This is a genomic window from Flavobacterium johnsoniae UW101 (genome assembly GCF_000016645.1).
GTDB classification, from domain to species: domain Bacteria; phylum Bacteroidota; class Bacteroidia; order Flavobacteriales; family Flavobacteriaceae; genus Flavobacterium; species Flavobacterium johnsoniae.
In genome coordinates, this window is sequence record NC_009441.1 from 3,241,007 (window position 1) to 3,265,907 (window position 24,901).

19 protein-coding genes, 2 tRNA genes and 1 rRNA gene are annotated in these 24,901 nt (G+C 33.6%); 11 read left to right on the forward strand and 11 right to left on the reverse strand.

Annotated features, from left to right (window positions below):
* The first annotated feature begins 129 nt into the window (after positions 1 to 129).
* Positions 130 to 786: a hypothetical protein gene (locus tag FJOH_RS14095; RefSeq protein ID WP_012024780.1), complete on the forward strand. Its 657-nt coding sequence runs from the start codon at positions 130 to 132 to the stop codon at positions 784 to 786.
* 354 nt (positions 787 to 1,140) lie between these two features.
* Here FJOH_RS14095 and dnaN read toward each other — a convergent pair whose 3' ends face one another.
* The 5 genes from dnaN to FJOH_RS14120 form a co-directional block, all read right to left on the reverse strand.
* The gene (dnaN, locus tag FJOH_RS14100; RefSeq protein ID WP_012024781.1) at positions 1,141 to 2,259 is read right to left on the reverse strand and encodes a DNA polymerase III subunit beta; all 1,119 of its coding nucleotides are present in this window, start codon (positions 2,257 to 2,259) and stop codon (positions 1,141 to 1,143) included.
* 107 nt (positions 2,260 to 2,366) lie between these two features.
* Entirely contained in the window at positions 2,367 to 4,052 is a 1,686-nt protein-coding gene (gene gldG, locus FJOH_RS14105; protein ID WP_012024782.1) for a gliding motility-associated ABC transporter substrate-binding protein GldG, read from the reverse strand.
* On the reverse strand, positions 4,052 to 4,777 hold the full coding sequence (gldF, locus tag FJOH_RS14110; protein WP_012024783.1) for a gliding motility-associated ABC transporter permease subunit GldF: 726 nt from the start codon (positions 4,775 to 4,777) through the stop codon (positions 4,052 to 4,054). The genes gldG and gldF overlap by 1 nt, the downstream gene beginning before the upstream one ends.
* Positions 4,778 to 4,956: 179 nt before the next feature.
* The gene (locus FJOH_RS14115; protein ID WP_012024784.1) at positions 4,957 to 5,253 is read right to left on the reverse strand and encodes a putative quinol monooxygenase; all 297 of its coding nucleotides are present in this window, start codon (positions 5,251 to 5,253) and stop codon (positions 4,957 to 4,959) included.
* 317 nt (positions 5,254 to 5,570) lie between these two features.
* Positions 5,571 to 6,398: an SAM hydrolase/SAM-dependent halogenase family protein gene (locus FJOH_RS14120; RefSeq protein WP_044047753.1), complete on the reverse strand. Its 828-nt coding sequence runs from the start codon at positions 6,396 to 6,398 to the stop codon at positions 5,571 to 5,573.
* 311 nt (positions 6,399 to 6,709) lie between these two features.
* Between FJOH_RS14120 and FJOH_RS14125 the strand changes: the two genes are divergently transcribed.
* The 6 genes from FJOH_RS14125 to FJOH_RS14150 all read left to right on the forward strand — a co-directional run bounded on the left by FJOH_RS14125 (position 6,710) and on the right by FJOH_RS14150 (position 12,278).
* A complete protein-coding gene (locus FJOH_RS14125; protein ID WP_012024786.1) occupies positions 6,710 to 7,660 on the forward strand; it encodes a PhoH family protein in 951 nt (316 codons plus the stop codon).
* Between the two features lie 126 nt (positions 7,661 to 7,786).
* On the forward strand, positions 7,787 to 8,149 hold the full coding sequence (locus FJOH_RS14130) for a DUF1801 domain-containing protein (RefSeq protein ID WP_044048324.1): 363 nt from the start codon (positions 7,787 to 7,789) through the stop codon (positions 8,147 to 8,149).
* A 138-nt stretch (positions 8,150 to 8,287) separates the two neighbouring features.
* Positions 8,288 to 9,118: a Cof-type HAD-IIB family hydrolase gene (locus FJOH_RS14135; protein WP_044047754.1), complete on the forward strand. Its 831-nt coding sequence runs from the start codon at positions 8,288 to 8,290 to the stop codon at positions 9,116 to 9,118.
* 172 nt (positions 9,119 to 9,290) lie between these two features.
* Positions 9,291 to 10,244, forward strand: coding sequence for a phosphoribosylaminoimidazolesuccinocarboxamide synthase (locus FJOH_RS14140; protein WP_012024789.1), 954 nt, complete (start codon positions 9,291 to 9,293; stop codon positions 10,242 to 10,244).
* A gap of 32 nt (positions 10,245 to 10,276) precedes the next feature.
* Positions 10,277 to 11,428 carry a glycoside hydrolase family 26 protein gene (locus tag FJOH_RS14145; RefSeq protein WP_012024790.1) on the forward strand — a complete coding sequence of 384 codons (1,152 nt, stop codon included), beginning with the start codon at positions 10,277 to 10,279 and terminating at the stop codon, positions 11,426 to 11,428.
* A gap of 466 nt (positions 11,429 to 11,894) precedes the next feature.
* Complete coding sequence (locus FJOH_RS14150) at positions 11,895 to 12,278, forward strand: ankyrin repeat domain-containing protein (protein ID WP_012024791.1); 384 nt, start codon at positions 11,895 to 11,897, stop codon at positions 12,276 to 12,278.
* A 179-nt stretch (positions 12,279 to 12,457) separates the two neighbouring features.
* On the opposite strand, the gene FJOH_RS14155 is transcribed toward FJOH_RS14150, so the two are convergent.
* The 6 genes from FJOH_RS14155 to FJOH_RS14180 all read right to left on the reverse strand — a co-directional run bounded on the left by FJOH_RS14155 (position 12,458) and on the right by FJOH_RS14180 (position 21,185).
* Positions 12,458 to 15,556 (reverse strand): efflux RND transporter permease subunit, encoded by a 3,099-nt coding sequence (locus tag FJOH_RS14155; protein ID WP_012024792.1) that lies wholly within the window; start codon positions 15,554 to 15,556, stop codon positions 12,458 to 12,460.
* Between the two features lie 3 nt (positions 15,557 to 15,559).
* On the reverse strand, positions 15,560 to 16,645 hold the full coding sequence (locus tag FJOH_RS14160; RefSeq protein WP_012024793.1) for an efflux RND transporter periplasmic adaptor subunit: 1,086 nt from the start codon (positions 16,643 to 16,645) through the stop codon (positions 15,560 to 15,562).
* A 12-nt stretch (positions 16,646 to 16,657) separates the two neighbouring features.
* Entirely contained in the window at positions 16,658 to 17,905 is a 1,248-nt protein-coding gene (locus FJOH_RS14165) for a TolC family protein (protein WP_012024794.1), read from the reverse strand.
* An 87-nt stretch (positions 17,906 to 17,992) separates the two neighbouring features.
* Positions 17,993 to 19,354: a HAMP domain-containing sensor histidine kinase gene (locus tag FJOH_RS14170; RefSeq protein ID WP_012024795.1), complete on the reverse strand. Its 1,362-nt coding sequence runs from the start codon at positions 19,352 to 19,354 to the stop codon at positions 17,993 to 17,995.
* Positions 19,351 to 20,031, reverse strand: coding sequence for a response regulator transcription factor (locus FJOH_RS14175; protein WP_012024796.1), 681 nt, complete (start codon positions 20,029 to 20,031; stop codon positions 19,351 to 19,353). The genes FJOH_RS14170 and FJOH_RS14175 overlap by 4 nt, the downstream gene beginning before the upstream one ends.
* 65 nt (positions 20,032 to 20,096) lie before the next feature.
* Positions 20,097 to 21,185, reverse strand: a complete 1,089-nt coding sequence (locus FJOH_RS14180) for a M42 family metallopeptidase (RefSeq protein ID WP_012024797.1) — start codon at positions 21,183 to 21,185, stop codon at positions 20,097 to 20,099.
* 81 nt (positions 21,186 to 21,266) lie between these two features.
* On the opposite strand from FJOH_RS14180, the gene FJOH_RS14185 reads away from it, so the two are divergent.
* From FJOH_RS14185 to FJOH_RS14200, 4 genes are all read left to right on the forward strand, one after another.
* Positions 21,267 to 21,950, forward strand: coding sequence for a DUF4294 domain-containing protein (locus tag FJOH_RS14185; RefSeq protein ID WP_012024798.1), 684 nt, complete (start codon positions 21,267 to 21,269; stop codon positions 21,948 to 21,950).
* Between the two features lie 868 nt (positions 21,951 to 22,818).
* Positions 22,819 to 24,332 (forward strand): 16S ribosomal RNA (locus FJOH_RS14190).
* Between the two features lie 125 nt (positions 24,333 to 24,457).
* Positions 24,458 to 24,531 (forward strand) — tRNA-Ile (locus FJOH_RS14195).
* 140 nt (positions 24,532 to 24,671) lie between these two features.
* A tRNA-Ala gene (locus FJOH_RS14200) sits at positions 24,672 to 24,745 on the forward strand.
* The last annotated feature ends 156 nt before the right edge of the window (positions 24,746 to 24,901 follow it).

A 24,901-nucleotide genomic window follows, 5' to 3' on the forward strand; every position in this document is an offset into this window, starting at 1 on the left:
CAGAAAAATTTATTTAAGGCCTGAAATTTAAGATTTTGTTGGCTGTAAATAATAGTAAACGAAATTCATTTTTGTATATAAAAAGAAAGTATTTTAGTGCAAAAAATATAACCAGTAACTTACCATTTTATGAAGAAAAACTTACTCTGTTTTTTATTGATTTTGCTATCAGTAGGTTTAAATGCCCAAATAAGAGGTTTAATTGATTTATCACTTTATCGAAATACTGAATTTAAAGGAAATGCTTATTTTCAGGGCGGATTAGGAATAGAAGTTAAAGCTTTTAAATTTTTGAAACCTGAATTTACGACAACTTATTACTACGGTAGTCTTGAAGATTATAATAAACCAGATGCAGCAGGAAATATTATAAGCACATCACAATTGAGTGCAGGTGCTTTAAATTTTGGCTTTACACCTAAAATATGTCTTTCCTGCGGTGAGTATAGCGCCGGGGATGCGCTTCTTCAAATTCTGCCAATTTATAATATATCACGAATTGAAGCTCAGGAAAAATATACTTTAATCAACCAGAATAATCCGTCTCTGTCAAAAACTGAAAAGAAAATTGTAACCGAGTGGCAGCAATCTATAGGAATAGGAATTGGAGTAGACATTATTCTTTCAGATAAAAATTATGATTCATTGGCTGTCAATCTATACTATACAGGAGTAAATATGGGAAAAGCTTTAGCTCAAGCAGACAGAACACAAACTAGATACGACAGTAGAACTTTAGGTTTTGGAATGAATTATTATTTAGGATTTAAAAAGAAGAAGGATTAAAAAAGACTGGTAACTTGTTTCAGGTTTGAAGTTTCAGGTTTGTTGTCAAATTTAACCGCAGAGAGCGGAAAGTTTACACAAAGCTTTGCGAACTTTACATTATTTACAAATCCTGCATAGTAAAAAAACTTGCGTGCTTTGCGATAGAATAACGATACAAGTCTGATTGTATTTCAACTTGAAACTTTAAACATGAAACAAAAAATCTCTAAAACTAAAAAACCGCAACTCTTAAAAAAGAATTGCGGTTTCTAGGTATAAAAAATGGTTGGTTAATAGCGATATTTTTTTTACAATGATATGTCTTTAATTTCAAATTAAAAAAAATCCCTGTAACATAAAGAAACTTTAATGTTAACTATTTAACATTACGGGCATTACCAACATTGTTACTGTTTCACCTTCTTCTAAGCCATCAGCAGGAGTTAAAATCCCGGCTCTGTTAGGTAATGACATCTCTAACATAATCACATCAGATTGAAGGTTTGTCAGCATTTCGATTAAGAAACGAGAGTTAAAACCAATTTGAAGATCATCACCTTGATAATCACAAGTTAGTCTTTCTTCTGCTTTATTTGAGTAATCGATATCTTCAGCAGAAACATTTAATTCAGCTCCTGCAATTTTTAAACGAATTTGGTGTGTAGTTTTGTTTGAGAAAATCGCAACACGACGAACAGAGCTTAAAAATAAAGAACGATCGATTAATAATTTGTTTGGATTTTCTTTAGGAATCACCGCTTCATAATTAGGGTATTTTCCGTCGATTAAACGACACATTAAGATATAATTGTCAAATGAGAAAGTCGCATTTGAATCGTTGTATTCAATTTTTACTTCCGCATCAGAACTTCCTAAAATACTTTTTAAGATATTTAAAGGTTTCTTCGGCATAATAAAATCAGCAACCTGAGATGCTTTTACATCTGCACGTGCATATTTTACTAATTTATGAGCATCTGTAGCAACAAAAGTTAAACCTTCTGGAGAGAACTGGAAGAAAACTCCAGACATTACCGGACGTAAATCATCGTTTCCGGCAGCAAAAATGGTTTTACTTACCGCAGTTGCCAATACATCAGCAGGAACTAAAGTTACAGACGGATCTTCCAGATTTACAGACTTAGGGAATTCTTCTCCGGCAGCATACGCTAATGCATATTTTCCTGAATTAGAGCTGATTTCGACTGTATTATTGTCTTCAACTGTAAAAGTTAAAGGCTGCTCTGGAAATGTCTTTAAAATTTCAAGTAAAAGTTTTGCCGGTACAGCAACGCTTCCTTTACTTGTAGAATCGATTGATAATGTAGCAGACATTGTAGTTTCAAGGTCTGAAGCCGAAACTGTCAACTCATTATTGTCTAGTTCAAATAAAAAGTTATCTAAAATAGGAAGTGTATTATTACTGTTAATAACGCTTCCTAATACTTGTAATTGTTTTAATAAGTACGAACTCGATACTATAAATTTCATCGTCTTTTGTTTTATTTTTTGCTCTTTTTCTCAGTTTTTCTGTAACTAAGTAAGGTTTTACAAATATATCGTAAACATTCTTAGTTTCGCAATTTTTTTATTAACATCTATTTACTGTACTTTCTTTTTCTGATAAAGGTAAATACTAATCCGAAAACCAATAAAATAAGGATTGGAAGCCCGATAGTTATGAATTGCGTTGTGGTGTAATTTTCGTAAACTTTTTCTTTATCCAATAACGGCAGTTCGACATCTTTGCTTCTAATGTTAATAAGTCCTGTATCGTCAAGAAGATAATTTACACAGTTCATCATAAAATCTTTATTATCATAAAGATTCCCTGTTCTTTGATCGTAACCAAGCTCAACAGGCATCATGTTTTTGTCTAATTGGTTTCTGGCTATATCTCCATCGGCAACGACAATCATCTTAGTTGGTTTTCCTTTTGCCTGAAACGAACTTTCTTTAAAAGGCAGTACACGATTTTCAAAAACCGAATTAAAACTTCCTTCTAATAAAACTGAAAGGACTAGATTTCCTTTGTTCAGATAATCCTTAGGAGACGTTTCTTCGGTTACCATGTTCAGATTGATTTCTGAAGGTGTTCCAATTTGTTTTGAATATTGAGACGATTGTAATAAAACCGTCTTTTTAATTCCGTTTTTCAAAGTATCAATTGGACTTGCAAAATCGAATTTAATGCCACCCAGATTTTTTACGATAGGATGCTGGCTTGTTGGATAAACCTGAGGTGCAAATTTCCAGATAAAATCCTGATATTGTGTTGCACTTCCTTGTTCTCCGGTTGCCAGTTTTATTGGACTTCCGTTTTCGTCTTTAACCAAATCAGGATTAATTCTGAAACCGTATTTGAAGAACATATCATTTAAATTCAAATCTCTTGGATAAGCAAGTGTTGCTCCGGCATCATTATATAAGCTGTCCATATCTGCATCAACCTGATCTATCAGCCATAATGTTTTTCCGCCGTTCATGATAAATTGATCCAGAACTTGTTTTTCTTCATCTGAGAAAGTTTCTGTTGGCTTAGAGATAATTGCTAAATCATATTTTTTAAGAGCATCTAAAGTTCCGTTTGGATCTTTCGCAACAGAATCCAGTGTAAAAGGGCCAATGTAATAACTCTCTTTGATTTGTCTTAATAATTTACCTATATGAATTTCAGACAATTCGCCATTTCCTTTTATAATAGCAACTTTCTTTTGTCTGTCTTTCGTAATTTTATTGATCGCATCAGCAATTGAATATTCTAAATGCTGAATAGATCCTATCACTTTTTGAGTAGTAGAAGCTCCCATAATGTTTTTCAGCAAGGGAATATTAACTTCTTTGTTGTTATAAACCGCAATTGCCCACGGAAAAACCATTGCCTGCGATTGTTTTCCTTTATCGTCAACTGTTATATTTACAGGAGTAAGACCTTTTTGGTAAAGTGATTTTACCATTTCCATGCTTTCGTTTTCGTTTTCCATTGGGTTTACGAATTCAAAAACAATATTATTATTGTAAGCCTGAAATTCTTCTAATAATTGTTTGGTTTCCTGTTGTAAACGTCTAAAATCTGCAGGAAGTTCTCCCTGCATATAAATTTTAATTGACAACGGGTTTTTAACCTGTTTTACAATTTTTAAAGATGTTTCAGATAAAGTATATCGTTTGTCTTTGGTCAAATCAAAACGATGAAAAAATAAGCTTCCAAGAACATTTAAAACAATTAAAATAAAAATTGTAATGCCTAATGTTTTAAGATTTAATTTATTAGATGCTTTCATTACGCTTTAAAAGATTTTAATTGATAAACGGTAAAAGATAAAAACAAAACGCTGATACTTAAAAAGTAAATTACATCGCGGGTATCAATAACGCCTCGGCTCATACTTTTAAAATGATCCTGCATTCCAAATGCCGAAATGATATTTGATTGCCCCGGAACTAATGAAGCCAGTCCTTCGAAACCGAAATAAAACAGAAAGCATATAAATACGGCAATAATAAAGGCAACGATTTGATTTTCTGATAGAGTAGAAGTAAAGATTCCAATTGCAGAATAAGAAGCAATCAAAAACAACAATCCGAAATAAGAACCAATTGTGCTTCCCATATCGATATTACCTTCCGGAGAACCTAAACTAGAAATTACTTTTACGTAAATAAAGGTTGGAATAATGGCTAAAATAATAAGGAAAAATGATCCCAGAAATTTTCCGTTTACAATCTGCCAGATCGATAAAGGTTTGGTTAAAAGCAATTCCAGCGTTCCTTGTTTTCTTTCATCAGAGAAACTTCTCATTGTAACGGCCGGAATCAGAAAAATTAAAATCCAAGGTGTTAAAGTGAAAAACGGAGTCAAATCAGCATAACCTGTATTCAATATATTGTAGTCTCCTTCAAATACCCATAAAAAAAGCCCGTTGCTGATTAAGAAAATCGCAATGACCAAGTAGCCGATAGGAGAACCAAAAAAGGATTTTATTTCTCTTAAAATGATTGATTTCATGTATAACGTTTATTCGTTTATTTATTTTTTTTGGTTTCAAGTTTCAGGTTTGAAGTTCCTTTCTTTGCGAACTTCGTGTTTCATCAAAACCATTTAATTTAATCTTAGCGTTCTTTGCGGTTATGTCATTTCAATTTTCAGATTCAGCCTATAACTTGAAACCTGAAACTTGAAACAATTTAAACTAAAGAAACTACTTTATCCACGCTCCAGGCTTCCGGTTTTGCATTGAATAACTTTTTTGTAAAATCCCAAACTGTATTAAAAAGTTCAGATTGTCTGTAATTTTCCAAATCAGCTTCGGTTTCCCAATAGCTGTAAGTAAAGAAAATACATTTGTCATTTTTATCCTGATACAATTCTAAAAAACGATTTCCGTCTGCATTTCGTATTTTATCTTTCACAGATTCAAAATTCTCCAAAAAATCAGGAATTTTTTCTTCGTGAAAACTCATTTTTACAATTCTAACAAACATGTGTTCAATTTTAGATTTTAAATTGCTGCTTTTAGATTTAGTTGAAGTCTAAAAGCATTTCAGGTGCGCAAAAATACCAAAATTGATTGTTCTTTTTAATAAAAAATAAAATATTATAAATATAGTTTTTCGGCAATATTGTTAGAAGCAGCTGCACTAATAAAAGATCACTAATTGCTTAAGTAAATGAGATTGCTTCATTCCTCGCAAAGACAAATCTTTGTAGAAATTCTCGCGATTGACAAAATACGAATGTTATCAGTATAAATCTGTTCAATCAGCAAAATCTGCGAGCCATTAAATGTGAGATCTGTTTATTATGAAAACTTGATCGTAATTACATCACGATAATTCAAACCAAGCAGACTATTTGCAGAACCAACTTTTGAAGGATTGCTTCTAAAAATGGCAATTTCGAGAAAACCGGCTTCATTAAAAATAGCCAGTTTTTCGCCTTCATAGGTTTTGATAGGATATTTGTCTGAAGTTGCAATTGCCGAATAATTAGGCAGAATGGTTTTAATGCTTTTTGGCTTCATTACAATTTCATACGGACGCCCTTTTGCAACTTCTAAAAACTGCTGTTTTGATATATTCGTAACTATGTTTCCAAAATGGTCAATATAAATAACGTAACCTTTTAATGAATTTCCATCGGCAGCAACAACGGCTTGTAATTCGGTTACTTCTTTAACAGTTGGGATTTCTTTACCAATAACATTCAGCAAACCTCCTTTTGCAATGTGGCAGGCCACTTGAATAAAAATATCCAAATCACTGAATTCAGCCGGGAAACGATCATGAATATTAATTTCAACAATCTTCTGCGGTACAATCTTCTGCGTAAGCATACTTAAGATTCCGTTATCGGCACAAATAAAGAAATGATCGTTCCACTGCATGGCAATATGCTGGTTCTCTTTATTGCGTTCGATGTCAACACCTATTAAGTGAACAGTACCTTTTGGGAAGCTCAAATAAGAAGCCCCAATTACGTAACTGGCTTCGGCTGTGTTGAATGGATCAATATCGTGTGAAATATCAATAATTCTTGCATCTGGAAGTTCAGAAATGATTTTACCCTTCAGCGAACCAACAAAGTGGTCTTTTAAGCCGTAATCAGTAGTAAGGGTAATTATTGACATCATTTTGTTTATAACTATTGATAGTATTTAACTCGAATTTTTATTAAATTTGAGAAATGCAAAGCTAGTAATAGTAAATGCAAATTGAAAGAAAGAAAAGACAAATTGCGATAAAATTATAGTAAACGTATATAGTAGTCACAGTTAGCAGTTTCAGTTTTCAGTCTTTTAATAAAAAGTTGATTTTAAAGAAAATTTTAAGTACTTTTTTGATAATAATAAAAACTGCAAATTGGCGATAACTGCGACTTAAAGAACCCGACAGCAATAGATTTAAAAAACAAATTTATTTTTAATTTAAAATTACTCATTTGAACGAAAGAATTATTGAGCTAGTAGACATCGCTCCAAAAGACTTTTGGGGCGCGCAGGATTCTCATCTTGAAATAATTAAAAAGTACTACCCAAAGCTTAAAATCGTAGCGCGAGGGACAACTTTAAAAGCCTTTGGCGAAAAAGAAGTTTTAGATGAATTCGAAAAGAGATTTCAGAGGCTTATGCTTCATTTTACCAGATACAACAACATTGATGATAATGTAATTGAACGTGTAATAATGAGTGATGGTCAGGATGAAAAAAAAGCATACGATCATGACAAAATATTAGTTCACGGTGTAGGCGGTAAAATAGTAAAAGCTATGACGCCTAACCAACAGCTGCTGGTAGATACAATTAAAAAAAACGATATGGTTTTTGCAGTTGGACCAGCCGGAACAGGAAAAACGTACACGGGAGTTGCAATGGCTGTAAAAATGCTGAAGGACAAAGAAGTAAAAAGAATCATATTAACAAGGCCGGCAGTAGAAGCAGGTGAGAACCTGGGATTTTTACCGGGAGATATGAAAGAAAAACTTGATCCTTATATGCAGCCGCTTTACGACGCATTGCGTGATATGATCCCTAATGAAAAGCTTGAAGATTATATCCTGAAAGGAATTATTCAGATTGCACCTTTGGCTTTTATGCGCGGGCGTACACTGGACAATGCTTTTGTAATTCTTGACGAAGCACAGAATACTACACATTCGCAGATGAAAATGTTTCTGACGCGTATGGGAAAAAACGCCAAGTTTATGATTACAGGTGATCCCGGACAAGTCGATTTACCGCGTAGAACAATCTCTGGTCTAAAAGAAGCTCTTTTGGTTCTGAAAGATATAGAAGGCATCGGAATTATCTATCTTGATGATAAAGATATCGTGCGCCACAGATTAGTGAAAAAAGTAATTGACGCTTACAAACAGATAGAAAATCACGACTAAATTCAATTTTTAGTGAAATGTTAAATGTAAATCGTAAAATGTGTTTTAACATTTATTAATATTCGTTTTATTCATTTTTTTAGAATGAGTAAAACGAATATTTTTTTTAAAATAAAATTCAGGAAAATGAAACAGCTGGATGATTTCTACATTAAACAGGAAGAACCAATAAAAGAGGTATTTCTGGCTTTGCGTAATATTATCTTAAAACAAGACAAAGATATTACGCACGTTTTAAAATACGGAATGCCATTTTTTTGTTATAAAGAGAAAATGTTCTGCTATTTATGGATTCACAAAAAAAGCAGGCAGCCGTATATTGGTATTGTCGAAGGAAAACATTTCGAAGAATCTTTTCTAATTCAGGAAAAACGTTCAAGAATGAAAATTATGATGCTGGATGTTAAGGAAGATCTTCCTTTGGAACAAATTGAATTAGTAATTCAAAAAGCAGTAAATCTGTACAAATCTGGAATAATAAAAGTTTAAATTGTGTATTATGCAATGCTTAACCAAATAGTTAAATAAATAATAAACTTATCTCAATTATGCCTATCGAGGCTTGTAATCTTTGCTCAACTGAGCTTAAAGCCGTAAATTTGCACATCATAAATGTTTGATATTAATATGACAAAACTTAAAAATATAAAAGTTGTAGTAAGTGACCTTGACGGAACTTTACTTAACCCTCAACACAAAATTTCAGATTACACCAAATCAATTTTTCAGGAACTTCACAATCAAAATTACCTTATAGTTGTTGCAACAGGCCGTCATCATCTCGATGCCATGGCAATTATTGAAACGCTGGAAGTGCCGGTTTATTTAGTGAGTTCAAACGGAGCGAGAATTCATTCACCAAATAAAGAAGAATTATTTGCTTTTAATTTAGACAGCGATGTAGTAAAAGCAGCATTAAATGTTGAAATTGATCCGGCTATTACGGTGGTTTTATTTAAAGAAAATGTTTGGCAGACCAATAAATGGAATGAAAGACTTAATTCTTTTCAGGCTGAATTAAAATACCGTCCGGAATTAGTTGACTATAAAAAACTGGAAGATTTTGGAGCCATTAAAATTTTCTTTTCATGTGATGATCATGAGAAATTAGTAAAATTAAAAGATGACGTTCTGGCTAATTCATCAGAACATCTGCATCATGCTTTTAGTCTGCCGACTTGTTTGGAATTTATGGATAAATCTATAGATAAAGCCGTTGCTATTGAACAAGTACTGGAAAAAGAAGGTTACACTTTAGAACAAGCCGTTTCCTTTGGAGATGGTTTTAACGATGTTCAAATGTTGTCAGCGTCCGGAAAAGGTCTAATTATGGGCAACGCCCCGGCTGTTTTAAAAGAAACACTGCCGGATTTAGAAGTTATTAAAACAAATGCCGAAGACGGCGTAGCAAAATATATTGCTTCAAAAATATTAGATAAAGAATTAGCAGCAAGCTGATTTTAATCTCAATTAGAACATTTAATCCCTGACAATTGTTTAGGGATTTTTTATTTCCAAAAACTTTAAAATTGAAATATTTTACATTTCTTACTTTATCTCTTTCTTTTGATGATGTAACTCTGTGAAATAATTTTAAATTTGCATTCATAAAAAACAACACAACAAGATAATGAGTAATACAATCACAACCACAAATTTTAATTTCCCGAATCAGAAATCAGTTTACCGAGGAAAAGTTAGAGAAGTTTACAATATTAACGACGAACTTTTAGTAATGGTAGCAACAGACAGACTTTCGGCGTTTGATGTGGTTTTACCAAAAGGAATTCCGTACAAAGGACAAATTTTGAACCAGATTGCAACAAAATTTATGGAGTTAACTCAGGATATTGTTCCAAACTGGTTAATTGCAACTCCAGATCCAAACGTTGCTGTTGGGCATTTATGCGAACCTTTTAAAGTAGAAATGGTTATTCGAGGTTATCTTTCAGGACATGCAGCACGTGAATATGCTGCAGGAAGAAAACAAATTTGCGGTGTAACAATGGCCGAAGGTTTAAAAGAAAACGATAAATTTCCAGAACCAATCATTACGCCGACTACAAAAGCAGATAATGGTTCGCATGATGAAGATATATCTCGTGAAGCTATTTTGTCTAAAGGAATTATTTCTGAAGAAGATTATTTAGTTTTAGAAAAATATACACGTGCTTTATTTCAAAGAGGAACTGAAATTGCTGCTTCCCGCGGGTTAATTTTAGTTGATACTAAATACGAATTTGGAAAAACAAAAGACGGTGTTATTGTTTTAATTGATGAAATTCATACTCCGGATTCTTCTCGTTATTTTTATGCTGATGGATATGCTGAAAGACAAGAAAAAGGAGAGGAGCAAAAACAGCTTTCAAAAGAGTTTGTTCGCCGCTGGCTGATCGAAAACGGTTTTCAGGGGCAGGAAGGACAGCAGATTCCAGATATGTCAGATGAATATATTGAATCTGTTTCTGAAAGATATATTGAATTGTATGAAAATATCTTAGGAGAAAAATTCGTAAAAGCTGATATTGACAATATTGATCAACGTATTGAAAAAAACGTATTACAATACCTTACTTCTAAATAGTAATTTTCGGGTTTAAACTAACTATTTAAACCATGAAAACTAACTTAAATAAAACAAATGCCTTGTTATCTCTATTTATGATAACAGGGCATTTTCTTTTTGCACAAATTGATAAAAGCGCAACAAGAGAAACAAAAAACTTATATCGCAATCTAAAAAGTATTTCAAAAGAGCATATCTTATTTGGGCATCAACACGCTTTAGAATACGGACACGGCTGGTCAAACGAACCTAATAAATCGGATGTTAAATTGGTTACAGGTTCACATCCTGCAGTTGTAGGAATAGATTTCAGCGATTTTTCGGGACGGTCAAGAGAACAAATTAAAAAAGCAAAAGAAACTTTAAGAAAAAATGTAATTGATACTTACGAGCGAGGCGGTATCACAACGGTTTCCTGGCATTTCAATAATCCTGCTTCGGGTGGTGGATTTTACTGGAAAGATTCTATTTCAGCCCCATCCATGTCTTTAATAAAAAAAGGAGGTTCGCATCATGAGCAATACAAAGAAATTTTAAAAACAATCGCTGACTTTGCAAATTCTGCTAAAGCAAAAGATGGTAAATTGGTTCCAATGATTTTTAGACCTTTTCATGAATTTGATGGTGATTGGTTCTGGTGGGGAAAAAAATATACATCGCGTGAGGATTTTATAGAAGTCTGGCAATTTACTGTGTCATACCTGAGAGATACTTTAAAAGTTCATAATTTTATTTACGCATTTTCACCAGATAATCGATTTAATTCTGAGTCAGAATATTTAGAACGCTATCCTGGCGATGATTATGTTGATATGTTTGGGATAGATAATTATGGAGATTTTGGACGTGACGGGAAATATGACTTAGAAAACGGAATAAAAAAGCTCAAAATCATTTCTGACATTGCAATTAAAAAGAACAAATTAGCAGCTTTTACAGAAACCGGCTTAGAATCAATAACAAATAAAAACTGGTGGACAGAAGTTTTACTTCAATCTATAAAGAAAGAAAATATTAAGCTTTGTTATGTCTTAGTCTGGCGAAATGATGCAGTAAGTTTAACGCATTATTATGCACCTTTTCCGGGGCAGATTAGTGTTCCTGATTTTCTTCAATTTTATAATGATCCGTATACTTTATTCGAAAACGATTTGATAAATGTATATGGAACTAAATTTTCATTAAAAAACACCGCAAAATAGCTTAAAGAATACATGTTAAAATGATTAAATGAGTGATTACTATTTCGATGTAAAATAGGTATTTTCTTTCTTTTTGTGTTTTTTACTTACATTGATAATTTTCATCACAAATCCATAAAAAACGGTTTATTTTTTTTCTTTTAATGAAAAATTTCTGCCTTTTTTATACATGCTGTTGTTGTATAGTTAAAAGAGTATAGTTTTCTCTTTCATTTTTGATACTTTCTTGATCACAAATTTTAAAAAAATATTCGTTTTGGTGTAACATTTCTACATTTGTTGCGTCTTTTATAGTGAATTTAAATTTTAGAAGAGTAATATTTCGAATTCATTAATTAAAAGTTAAGAATTAGTTAAAACAAGGTACTTTGTTATACAATATACCACTTTTTAATTTAAATTTGTATAGAATTTAAAATTCATTATCAATCAAATAATTATCAATCAATTTAACAACCCAATCATTATGAAAAAATCAGTTATTTCTTTAGGTCTTGCTTTAGTAGCATTTGCAAATGTTTCTATGGCTTCAAACAGCACATCAGCTGCTAAAAATGAAATTACAGTATCTGCTGTATATGAAGGAACACCTCTTGTAGTTGCAGTAGCTAAAGGAGATATCGACACAGTAAAGAAATTTATCGAGTACGGTGCTAATGTAAATGAAAAAGCAGACGATATGTCTCCTTTAATGACAGCAGCTCGTTACAATAAAGTAGAAATTATAAAAGTTTTATTAGCAGCTGGAGCTCGTCCATCTGATAAAAACGAAAAAGGATATACTGCATTAAAATATGCTGAATTATCAAATGCAGCAGATGCAATTGCAATTCTAAAAGATGCAAAATAAACTTTAAAAAGTTTAAAAGTTTGAGTTAGTATAACGGTCTTCTTTGAGCAGAAGACCGTTTTTTTTTTCTGCTTGTTTTAAGAGAGTATCTAAATCAAAAAAGCACCATTAAAAATAATGATGCTTTTTCTTTCTAAACCAAATTAATCTAACCAAATTAATTTTATCATAAAACCGTTTTATTCTATCGGTGCGTGTTTTTTTCGATTGAAAATCCAGAATAAAATTGGGAAAACCAATAATGTCAAAATTGTTGCCGTTACTAATCCTCCAATAATTACAATTGCAAGAGGTTTTTGAGATTCTGATCCAATTCCGGTTGAAATTGCTGCGGGCATTAAACCTATAGAAGCCATAAGTGCCGTCATGACTACTGCTCTTGTTCTGGCTTTTACTCCCATAAAAATGGATTCTTCTAATGAGAATTTTGCCTTTATATTATGATGAAATTCTGAGATCAGGATTACACCATTTTGAATACAGATTCCCAGTAAGGCAATAAAACCAACTCCTGCAGAAATTCCAAAATTCATTCCCGTTAAGTGTAAAGCTATAATCCCGCCAATTACAGCAAATGGAACATTGGCTAAAACAAGTAATGAATCTTTAAAGTTTCCAAACAGAATGAATAACAAGACAAATATTCCAATTAAACTGATTGGTACAACTTGCGCCAGACGTGCACTGGCACGAACCTGATTTTCAAATTCTCCTGTCCATCCAGTTGTATATCCAGGAGGCATTTTTACTTCTGCAACTTTTGATTGTGCTTCTGCAATTGTACTTCCTAAATCTCGGTCACGAACAGAAAATTTTACTCCAATAAAACGTTTCGTATTATCTCTGTAAATAAATGCCGGACCAGTTATGGTTTTAATGTCGCAGATTTCTTTTAACGGGATTTTTGCACCGCTTATAGTTGGTACTTTTAATTCTGCTAAATCTTCTTCGTCTTTACGATACTCTTTAGAAAAACGAACTCGTACATCAAATTTCTTTTCATCTTCATATTTTTGAGTAGCAGTTTTTCCTCCAAAAGCTAATTCTAAAACAGCCTGAGCATCGCTTAAAGTTACACCGTAAGCAGCCATTTTTTCTCTGTCAAGAATTACACTAATTTCCGGCTGACCAACATTTCTAAGAATTCCAACATCTTTGATACCTGGAATATCTTTGATTTTTGCTAAAACTTCATTAGAAAGTTCATCTAATTTATCTAAATCATCTCCGTAGATTTTAACTGCATTTGAAGCTTTGAAACCAGCAACAGATTCAGCAACGTTATCAATTACAGGCTGAGAATAGTTATAAGTAATTCCCTGATGAACTTTTAATTTTTCGTCCATTTGGTTAATCAGTTCATCCATGCTGATTTTTCGTTTCCAGTCGGCTTTTGGTTTCAAATCGACTTGGAGCTGGATAAACCCAAATCCGTTTGGATCTGTTCCATCGTTACTTCTTCCAGTTTGTGAAAGCACATTTTTTACTTCAGGAAAACTTTCAAGATCTTTTCTGATCATTGCTGCTGTTTTTACACTTTCAGGCAGAGAAGTACTCATTGGTAATTCTGCCGTAACCCATAAAGCTCCTTCATTTAACTGAGGCAAAAATTCTGTACCTAAAAATGAAGCAGAGAAAAATGTAGCAGCAATTACAGATAATGAAATAACTAATGATTTTATTTTATGCTTAAATGTCCATGCAAAACCTTTGCCTACAATTCTGTCCCAAAAGTTTACAAAAGGATTATTCTTTTCTTTTACATTTTTATTCAATAAAATATGAGATAAAACCGGCACCAGAGTAAGTGTGAAAATTAATGCTCCCATTAAGGCAAAACCTAAAGTATAGGCAAGGGGAGAGAACATTTTTCCTTCAACCTTCTGGAATGAGAATATTGGCAGTAAAGCGGTAATGATAATTAATTTAGAAAAGAAAATAGCTTTACCCATTTCTGTTCCGGTTTTCTTAATGATGCTTCCTTTTGCAATTTTATTATAAGCCGTCATTCCCAGCTGATGCGCCCTATGATCCAGAACCACAAATAATCCTTCGACCATTACGACGGCACCATCAATGATAATTCCGAAATCGACAGCACCTAAACTCAGTAAGTTGGCGCTCATTCCCATCATTTTTAAACACAAAAAGGCAAATAATAAAGAAAGCGGAATAACTATCGAAACAGTAAAAGTAGTTCTCCAGTCGGCCATAAATAGAAATACGACGCAGGTAACCAAAATAATACCTTCAAATAAATTATGCATTACCGTTTCGGTAGTGAAATTCATCAAATTGTCACGATCGTAGAAAGTTTCAATTTTAATATCTTTTGGCAGGATATTATCATTTAAATCTTTAATCTTATCTTTTATTAAAGCAAGAGTTTCCTGTGCATTTTCGCCTTTACGCATTACAACAATTCCTTCAACTGCATCGTCGTTGTTTCCAATTCCAGTTTGTCCTACTCTCGGCATAGAACTGTCATAAACAGAAGCTACATTTTTAACCAAAATTGGATTTCCTCCAGCTTCGTCTACAATAATGTTTTCGATGTCTTTTCTGGATTTTATAAGACCAACACCACGAACAACAAATGCCTGCCCGTTTTTTTCAATAATATCACCGCCCACATTTATATTTCCGGCATCAACTGCATTATATACCTGTAATGGTGTAATATTGTATTTAGCCAGTTTTATTGGGTCAACGCCAACTTCATAAGTTTTAGTTTGTCCGCCAAAAACATTTAAATCTGCAACACCGGGAACGGCACGTAATTGTTTGTCTATAACCCAGTTTTGGTAAGTCAATAATTCACGACTGTCACGGCTGTTACTTTTTACAATATATCTGAAAATTTCTCCAGTCGGGCCATAAGGAGGCTGAACGTCTGGTTCAACATCATCTGGAAGTGTAACATTTTTAAGTAAATTATTTACCTGGAAGCGGGCAAAAGTATCGTCGACACCATCATCAAAAATAATTTTGATTACAGATAAACCAAACATCGTAATACTGCGCACACTCGTTTTTTTCTGCACCGAGTTCATCGAAATCTCGATTGGTGTCGTTACAAAACGCTCTACTTCTTCGGCACTTTTACCATTCCATTGCGTAATGATAATAATTTGAGTATTTGTTACATCTGGAAAAGCATCAATTGGCATATTTTTAAAGGAAATAAATCCTGCAACAGCCAATATTCCTACCCAGAAAAAGGTAAATGCTTTATTCTTAAGCGAAAAAGCAATTATATTTCGTATAAATTTGTTCATCTTTTAATCGTTTAAAGCGCGATAAATAAATAATTGATTGTTGGTAATAACTTTTTCATTTTCCTTTAAACCACTTGAAATATAAGTTGTATCACCTACAACTCGGTAAACTTCAACTTGTCTTGTTTCAATGTTATGACGATCTTTAAAGATCATGACGAAATTTTTACTTTTATCAAAAACAATGGCATTGCTTGGAATTGCAATCATTGATTCATTCTCATTATAGGATAATTTGATATTAGCATTCATATCCGGTTTTAATAAAAAACCAGGGTTTTGAAGTTTAATACGCGCCTGCATTGCTTTGGTTTCGGGATCAATTACGTTGAAGATTTTATCTACTTTTCCTTTAAAAACTTTATCAGGGTAACTTAGAGTAGTTACGCTGGCATCAATTCCAAGTTTTATTTTATTAATGTCGATTTCATTAATATTGGCCATTGCCCAAACTTCGCTGATTTCTGCAATGTCAAAAATATTTTCAGAACGATCAGAACGTAAAAGCATATCCTGATTAATGCTTTTTTGAATAACAAAACCACTTATTGGCGCCGTTACTTCGTAAATAGAACCGGCTTTAATATTGTAAATTTTATAAGTTTCCTGAATTTTGCTTAGCTGTGACTGTGCTTTGTTTACTTCAGATTTTGCTTCAAGAACATCGCTTTCAGAATTTAATTTTCCGTCGTATAATTCCTGAGCAACTTTTAGTTTGTTTTTTGCAACAAGCAAATCATTTTTTGCATCGATAGATTGTTTTTCAAAATCAGCGACATCAGTACTTTTTATGGTTGCTAATACCTGGCCTTTTTTTACATAATCTCCAAGTTCAACATTTACTTTAATCACGTTTCCGCCCACAAGCGGATAAACATCGATTAATTTATTATTATCGGCAGTAATTTTTCCATAAAAACTCAGCTCATTTTTCACTGTCTGGGTTTTCGCATCTGCCGTAGTAGTAGTTTTCAGCATATTATCGCTTAAGGCGAAAGAAGTATTGGTTTGAGGATTTTCTACTTCCTTTTTGCAGCTGGCAAGTGATAAACTTACTATTGCAATTCCTATAATTAGTGTATGTTTCATTATTATTTAGTTTTAAAATAAATCCTTGTTGATAGTAGTATTTAATTCTTCGCCGGATAAAGCCAATTTTTTCTTCAATTCATTAACCTGAATATTAGCCTGATTGTAACTTTCCATAAAATCGGTAAATTCTAATAAGCTGATATTTCTTTTTTGGAAATTGGTTAAGATTCCGTTATAAACCGCTTCAAAGTCTGAGTTTACAGTTGGTTTTATAACTGCATAGTTTTTTCGGGATTCATCCCATTTATTCCATGCCGATGTGATTTCGGTTTCCAATTGAAGATTAAAGTTTTGCTTTTCTACTTTAGATTGGGCTAAAACGGCCTGAGCATTTTTGATATTTCCTTTGTTTTTGTTCCAAAGCGGCAGCGGAATTCCAACAGAAATATTAGCCTCATTATTAAATGCACCGCTTCGCTGATCATAATTAGCGCCCAAAGTTATATCTGGTACAGAAAGCGATTTTTGCCATTTTACATTCAGTTCATTAGCTTCAATTTCTTTTTGTTTGGCTAAATAATCCGGACGATTGGCAATTGCTTCATCTTCAAAAGATTTTAGATCAAAAGGAATTATTTTTAAGTATTTATTAAAATCGTCTTTAGAAACATCAGGAATAATAGTTTCAGTTGAATTTAGCAGTAATTTTAAATTTGCCTGCTCTTCAATGCTGTTGTTAACGACTTCCATTCGTTCGTTCTTAAAGTTTAGATACAGAGACTGTAAACGCACAACATCTCGCAGAGGAATATTTCCTTTTTGAGCCTGAATAGAGTAGGAGTTTATTAAATCTTCAATATGAACCAATTGTTTATCAGTTATTTCAAGACTTTTTGTGTTGTAATAAACCGTGTAAAAACTCTGGCGCAGCTGCAGTTTTAATGTTCTTAATAAATCATTGAACTGAAGTTCTGCTAATTGTTCGTTAGTTTTTGCCAGTTTAACTTCATTACGTTTTTTTCCGCCTAAATAGATTAACTGTTCGATACCAAATACTTTTTGTCCTTGTTTGCCAATGTCAAAAAACTTATCCCTTTCAGGATTATAGGCGTTTAATTCTGCAGTAAGGTTTGGATTATCCCATATTCGGGCCTGAATGGTCATGGCTTTTGCGGCATCAATATTATAATGAGAGGCTAGCAAAAAAAGATTGTTTTTTAAAAACTGGCTCTCACAATCTTGAAGAGTGACTGTTTTTTGAGCCATAACTACCTGATTAAAAAGTACAAGTAATAATAATGCATATAGTTTTCTCATTGTATCTATTTTATTTTGTACAAATATGCTATCGGCAGACTTTAAGCGGGCTTAAAATCTACCTTAAAATTAGCTTAAAATAAAATATTAATGAAAGAATAATTGGAATAAATTTACATTATCCTCTGGTGTAGTGTAAGTTATGTGAGATTTGTGAAGTTTTAAGATTCTGTTTACAATACGTAATCCCAATCCAAAACCAGATGTGCCTTTAGAATTTTCTCCTCTCATAAAAGGTTCAAAAAGATTTTTTTGTTCGCTTTCGCTTAAAGTTTTTCCAGTGTTTAAAATAGAAATAATCAGATGATCTTCCGGCGCGCTTATTTTTACTAAAGCCTGCTGATTATCTGAATAAACACAGGCATTTTTTAAAACATTAATTACAGCAATTTCCAAAAGGTTTTTATTTCCTTTTATTTCCAGAGCTGTGTCTAAATTTTCGCTTTCTTCAATTTCAAATAAAATAACAAAATCAGGAAAGCTTTTCTTTAGATCTTCAATAGCCGAGAAAAGAATCTCATCCATTCTGTGAATTTCATTGTATTCATTATTTTTATTATTATCAATTTTAGATAATATTAATAATGAGCTGATTAATTCAGTTAAATGATTGACATCGGATAAAATTGCAGTTAGAAAGTTTTTTCCTTTAAGAGATGTCGTCGAATCGGCTATAGTATTTTCAATTTGTGCAGTAATTCTCGATAAAGGAGTTCTTAATTCATGCGAAGCGTGAGCCGTAAATTCTTTCTGTCTTTGATAGGAAACTTCAATTCGGTCCATCATGAAATTAAACTCGTTTGCAATTAAGTCAATTTCGTCTTTATTGCTTTTTGATTCAATACGAGTATCAAGATTGTTTTCATTGATATTTTTAATTTTTTGATGAAATAATCCAAGAGGATTCATTGCTTTTCTAACCATAAAAGAGGTTAAAACCCAGCAGAGACATGTAAAGAATATATAGGATACAACTAATGTATATCTTAAAAAAAGCAGTTTTCTTTTCCCATAATCATCCGTAGCAGAAATTAAAGCATAAAAGTCTTTGTCTTTAGTATCATAAAAAACGCCGTAAACTTCATAATCGCCTTGTTGTTTGAAAAAGGTTTTATGTTTTTTAAGATATTTTAAATCTTCAACAGACCAATTGATTTTTGCATCATCGATACTGCTGTAAATAAGTTTAAAATGTGAGTCAAAAACTAATGTTTTCTCATCATATAATTTATTGATTGAATTTTGGTCAATCATTTTAAGAAGCTGTTCGTCAACTTCTTTTACATCAACCAAAAGTTTAATATTTGAAAGAGCTTTAATTTCAAGGCGTTCACGAAATTCTTCTTTTCTAAAATTAGAATATAAAACAAATATCACAGTCGATGCCAATCCAAAAAGGATTGTAAACAAAAGACTTACTAATAATGATATTCTGTTTTTTAAAGTCATTCCTCGTTACTTAAATAATATCCGTAACCAATTTTGGTTTTTATGAGTTTTGTTTCGTGATCTTTATCGATTTTTTTTCTAAGAAAATTTATATAAACTTCAATCGTATTTTGATTGGTTTCAATATGATAATCCCAAAGTTTCTCGGCAATAAATTGCTTAGACAAAACTTTTCCTTTTGCATGGGCTAAAATTAGAATTAGTTTAAACTCTTTTGGAGTCAGCTTAATTTCTTCACCAGAACGTAAAACTTTCATTTCATCTTCCAGAATTTCTAAATCTTCTATAATGATCTTTTTTTCTGTTTGCTGAGGAATTTCTTTTCTCCTAAGCAATGATGAAATACGGGCATATAATTCTTCAAAATGAAAAGGTTTAACCAGATAATCATCAGCACCACTGTCAAAGGAAGCCAGTTTGTCTTCAATTTCACTAAAAGCCGTCAGCATTATAATTGGCGTTTTTTTATCAATTTCACGAATACCTTTACAAACCTCAATACCATTTATTCCCGGAACATTAATATCCAGAATTATTAAATCATATTCATACGGAAAGTATTTTTTAAGCAGTAAAGATCCATCATAATACGGTGTACACTCGAATTGTTTAGTGGTAAAAAAAGCCGATATTTCTTTAGACAAAGTAAAATCGTCTTCGAGCAGTAATATTTTCATTCTTTGAGGAATTAGTAAATTCGGCTATTATTTTATAAACAGCCGAATTTAGTATGAAAGTGCTTTTATTTGAAATAAGAGAATGTTTCGTTATTCTCAATTTTCAATAAGGACTCATAAATCAATTGAATTACATTTTCAACATCATCTCTATGCACCATTTCTACAGTAGTATGCATGTATCTTAAAGGAAGAGAAATTAATGCTGAAGCTACACCACCATTGCTATATGCAAAAGCATCAGTATCTGTACCCGTTGCACGAGAAGTAGCATGACGCTGGAAAGGTATTTTCTTTTCTTCTGCAATGTCTACAATTAAATCGCGAAGTTTATTTTGGATTGCCGGCGAATATGCAATAACTGGTCCTTTACCCATTTTTAAATCACCTTCGACTTTTTTATCAATCATAGGAGTAGTGGTATCGTGACAGACATCAGTAACAATAGCAACATTTGGTTTAATTGTATGAGCGATCATTTCTGCACCGCGAAGACCAATTTCTTCCTGAACAGAATTTACTATATACAAACCAAAAGGAAGTGTTTTTTTGTTTTCCTTTAATAAACGAGCAACTTCGGCAATCATAAAACCGCCCATTCTGTTGTCTATCGCACGGCACACAAATTTGTTTTCATTCAAAATCATAAATTCATCAGGATAGGTAATTACACAGCCTACATGAACTCCCATTGCTTCAACTTGTTCCTTAGTTTCGCATCCTAAATCAATAAATATGTTGCTTAATTTTGGGATTTCTTCCTTGTCTCTTAAACGTGTATGAATTGCAGGCCATCCAAAGACACCCTTTACGATCCCTTTTTTGGTATGAATATTTACTCTTTTTGAAGGTGCAATCTGGTGATCAGATCCACCGTTTCTAATTACATATAATAAACCATCATCTGTAATATAGTTTACATACCATGAAATTTCATCAGCATGACCTTCAATAACAACCTTAAAAGGAGCATCAGGATTAATAACTCCAACCGCTGTACCATATGTATCAGTGATAAAAGTATCTACATAAGGTTTTAAATAATTCATCCAAAGTTTTTGCCCTTCACTTTCGTAACCAGTCGGCGAAGCATTATTTAGATAGCTTTCTAAAAAAGCTATAGAGGTATCATTTAAGATAGATTTTGTACTCATAAAAATATTTTTGCGCTAATTTATAAATTTGGTATCAGAGTTGTGTATAAATATATAATTTTACATCTAAATTAAGACTCCATGAGATTTACCTGCTGTATTTTATTTTTATTATTTATTTCATATACTAGTGAAGCCCAAGTTACTCCAAAAGAAAATCAAGAAATGGGGTATATTTTAACTGAAAGAGATTCAATCCTAAACGATACAATTCAATTGCCCGAAATTATTATTTCAAAAGGCGAGAAGATGAGTGCCGAAGAATTAAAGCAGTTTCAGATTTTACAAATGAGAGTATATAAGGTATATCCGTATGCAAGACTTGCAGCAGATAGACTAACAGCTTTAAATAATGGAATGGCCAGATTAAAAACGAGCCGTGAAAAAAAGAAGTATTTCAAAATTGTAGAAGACTATCTTAACAATGAATTTGAAGACAGACTTAAAAAGCTTTCCAGAAAACAAGGACAGATTCTTGTAAAGTTAGTACACCGCCAAACCGGAAAAACTACTTATGAGTTAATAAAAACTCTAAAAAGCGGTTTTAAGGCCTTTGTGTCAAATACAACAGCAAATTTATTTGATATAAGTTTAAAAACAGAATACAAACCTTTTGAAGTTAACGAAGACTATTTAATAGAAACAATCCTTGTCCGCGCATTTGAATCTGGACGTTTAGTAAATCAGCCTTCAGCCAATCCGGTAAATTATAATAATCTAATGACCCACTGGGAAGCAAAAGCTAAAGAGATCAATAAAAAATAATATACTATTATATATTAGGTACAACCCGACAGTTTTTGAAATCTGTCGGGTTTTTTTTTGTGTGTATACATATATAAGTATGGTATTATGATTTTCAGGAGCTAAATCTCGCTATCCGCTTCAATCTTTTTGTGGCAAACCCCGCCACAAAAAGGATTTCCGCTTCTATCGGGGCTAGGGCATCGGTTTCCAGAAGGAGTTTTTAGATGGAAAGGTGCCGTTAAAAGGATAAAGAATCATAAAAAAGAGTTGGAAAAGCTGAAAACTCTGCAAAATCGACAAACCCGAACCCGCTAAAAATACGAAATCCACATGCAAGCCAAGAAAAAACCTATAGATATTCAAAAAAGTTTACATTGTAAATCAGCTGTTATGAGATAGTTAAGAAATAAAGCGAAAAAAGATTGAAATTATATAAAGAAAAGGCTTGTAAATGTAAATAAAGGTGGTACTTTTGCACCCGCAACAACGAAAAACGTTCACAGAAATACTGACAGGAATAAGAATTAAAAGAGAAGAAATTTTCAAAAAAAAAGATTCGAAAAAGCTTGTGAGATTTGAAAATGCTTTTTACATTTGTACCCCGCAAAACACGGAAGTTCATTGAGAGATTGGAAGGAAAAGGAGAAAAACAGAGACGAAAAAAAAAGTTTCAAATTTTTTAAATTTTTCTTGCGAGAAACAAAAAGAAGTTTTAGTTTTGCACCCGCTTTGAGAGACAAGCGAAAGACAAAGAAATTACGTTCGTAGACATATTGAATTGACAGCCGTTTTAACAGAGATGTTAGAACAAAAGAAATAAGAGTAATAGAATCGAAAGATTCGAAAAGAACCGATAGATATTCATCGCAATATAATATTAAAATATACGATGAAGAGTTTGATCCTGGCTCAGGATGAACGCTAGCGGCAGGCTTAACACATGCAAGTCGAGGGGTAGAAGTCTTCGGGCTTTGAGACCGGCGCACGGGTGCGTAACGCGTATGCAATCTGCCTTTCACAGAGGGATAGCCCAGAGAAATTTGGATTAATACCTCATAGTATTATAGAGCGGCATCACTTTATAATTAAAGTCACAACGGTGAAAGATGAGCATGCGTCCCATTAGCTAGTTGGTAAGGTAACGGCTTACCAAGGCCACGATGGGTAGGGGTCCTGAGAGGGAGATCCCCCACACTGGTACTGAGACACGGACCAGACTCCTACGGGAGGCAGCAGTGAGGAATATTGGTCAATGGACGCAAGTCTGAACCAGCCATGCCGCGTGCAGGATGACGGTCCTATGGATTGTAAACTGCTTTTGTACGAGAAGAAACACTCCTATGTATAGGAGCTTGACGGTATCGTAAGAATAAGGATCGGCTAACTCCGTGCCAGCAGCCGCGGTAATACGGAGGATCCAAGCGTTATCCGGAATCATTGGGTTTAAAGGGTCCGTAGGCGGTTTAGTAAGTCAGTGGTGAAAGCCCATCGCTCAACGGTGGAACGGCCATTGATACTGCTGAACTTGAATTACTGGGAAGTAACTAGAATATGTAGTGTAGCGGTGAAATGCTTAGATATTACATGGAATACCAATTGCGAAGGCAGGTTACTACCAGTTTATTGACGCTGATGGACGAAAGCGTGGGGAGCGAACAGGATTAGATACCCTGGTAGTCCACGCCGTAAACGATGGATACTAGCTGTTGGGCGCAAGTTCAGTGGCTAAGCGAAAGTGATAAGTATCCCACCTGGGGAGTACGAACGCAAGTTTGAAACTCAAAGGAATTGACGGGGGCCCGCACAAGCGGTGGAGCATGTGGTTTAATTCGATGATACGCGAGGAACCTTACCAAGGCTTAAATGCAGACTGACCGATTTGGAAACAGATCTTTCGCAAGACAGTTTACAAGGTGCTGCATGGTTGTCGTCAGCTCGTGCCGTGAGGTGTCAGGTTAAGTCCTATAACGAGCGCAACCCCTGTTGTTAGTTGCCAGCGAGTGATGTCGGGAACTCTAACAAGACTGCCAGTGCAAACTGTGAGGAAGGTGGGGATGACGTCAAATCATCACGGCCCTTACGCCTTGGGCTACACACGTGCTACAATGGCCGGTACAGAGAGCAGCCACTGGGTGACCAGGAGCGAATCTATAAAGCCGGTCACAGTTCGGATCGGAGTCTGCAACTCGACTCCGTGAAGCTGGAATCGCTAGTAATCGGATATCAGCCATGATCCGGTGAATACGTTCCCGGGCCTTGTACACACCGCCCGTCAAGCCATGGAAGCTGGGGGTGCCTGAAGTCGGTGACCGCAAGGAGCTGCCTAGGGTAAAACTGGTAACTAGGGCTAAGTCGTAACAAGGTAGCCGTACCGGAAGGTGCGGCTGGAACACCTCCTTTCTAGAGCCTGAGTGTTAGCAGTAATGCACGCTTAGGAAAAATGATGAAATTTAAAGGTTTTGAATTTTAGATTGTATTACTCTTGCTGTTAATTTAAAAAAAATGATAAAAATTAAGTAAAACAGAGTCTCGTAGCTCAGCTGGTTAGAGTACTACACTGATAATGTAGGGGTCGGCAGTTCGAGTCTGCCCGGGACTACTTTTTAAGAATTGACAATTAATACTTGTTAATTGATAATTAAAAAGACTGAAAAGCTTAAAAAGAAGGAAATTCTAGAGTTGAAAGATTACGAATTACAAATAATTCCTAATTCATAATTCACAATTCATAATTAGATTGGGGGATTAGCTCAGCTGGCTAGAGCGCCTGCCTTGCACGCAGGAGGTCAACGGTTCGACTCCGTTATTCTCCACGATTTTAGTCATAAAGATTAAAGTCATAAAGTCCAAAGTGATTCACTTGACGACTTTTGACTTTTGACTAGATAAAGTTCATTGACATATTGAGATAAGAAAATAATAAGAAAGTAGAAAGCGTTTTTTACAATTTTATTGTAAAAAACAAAAAA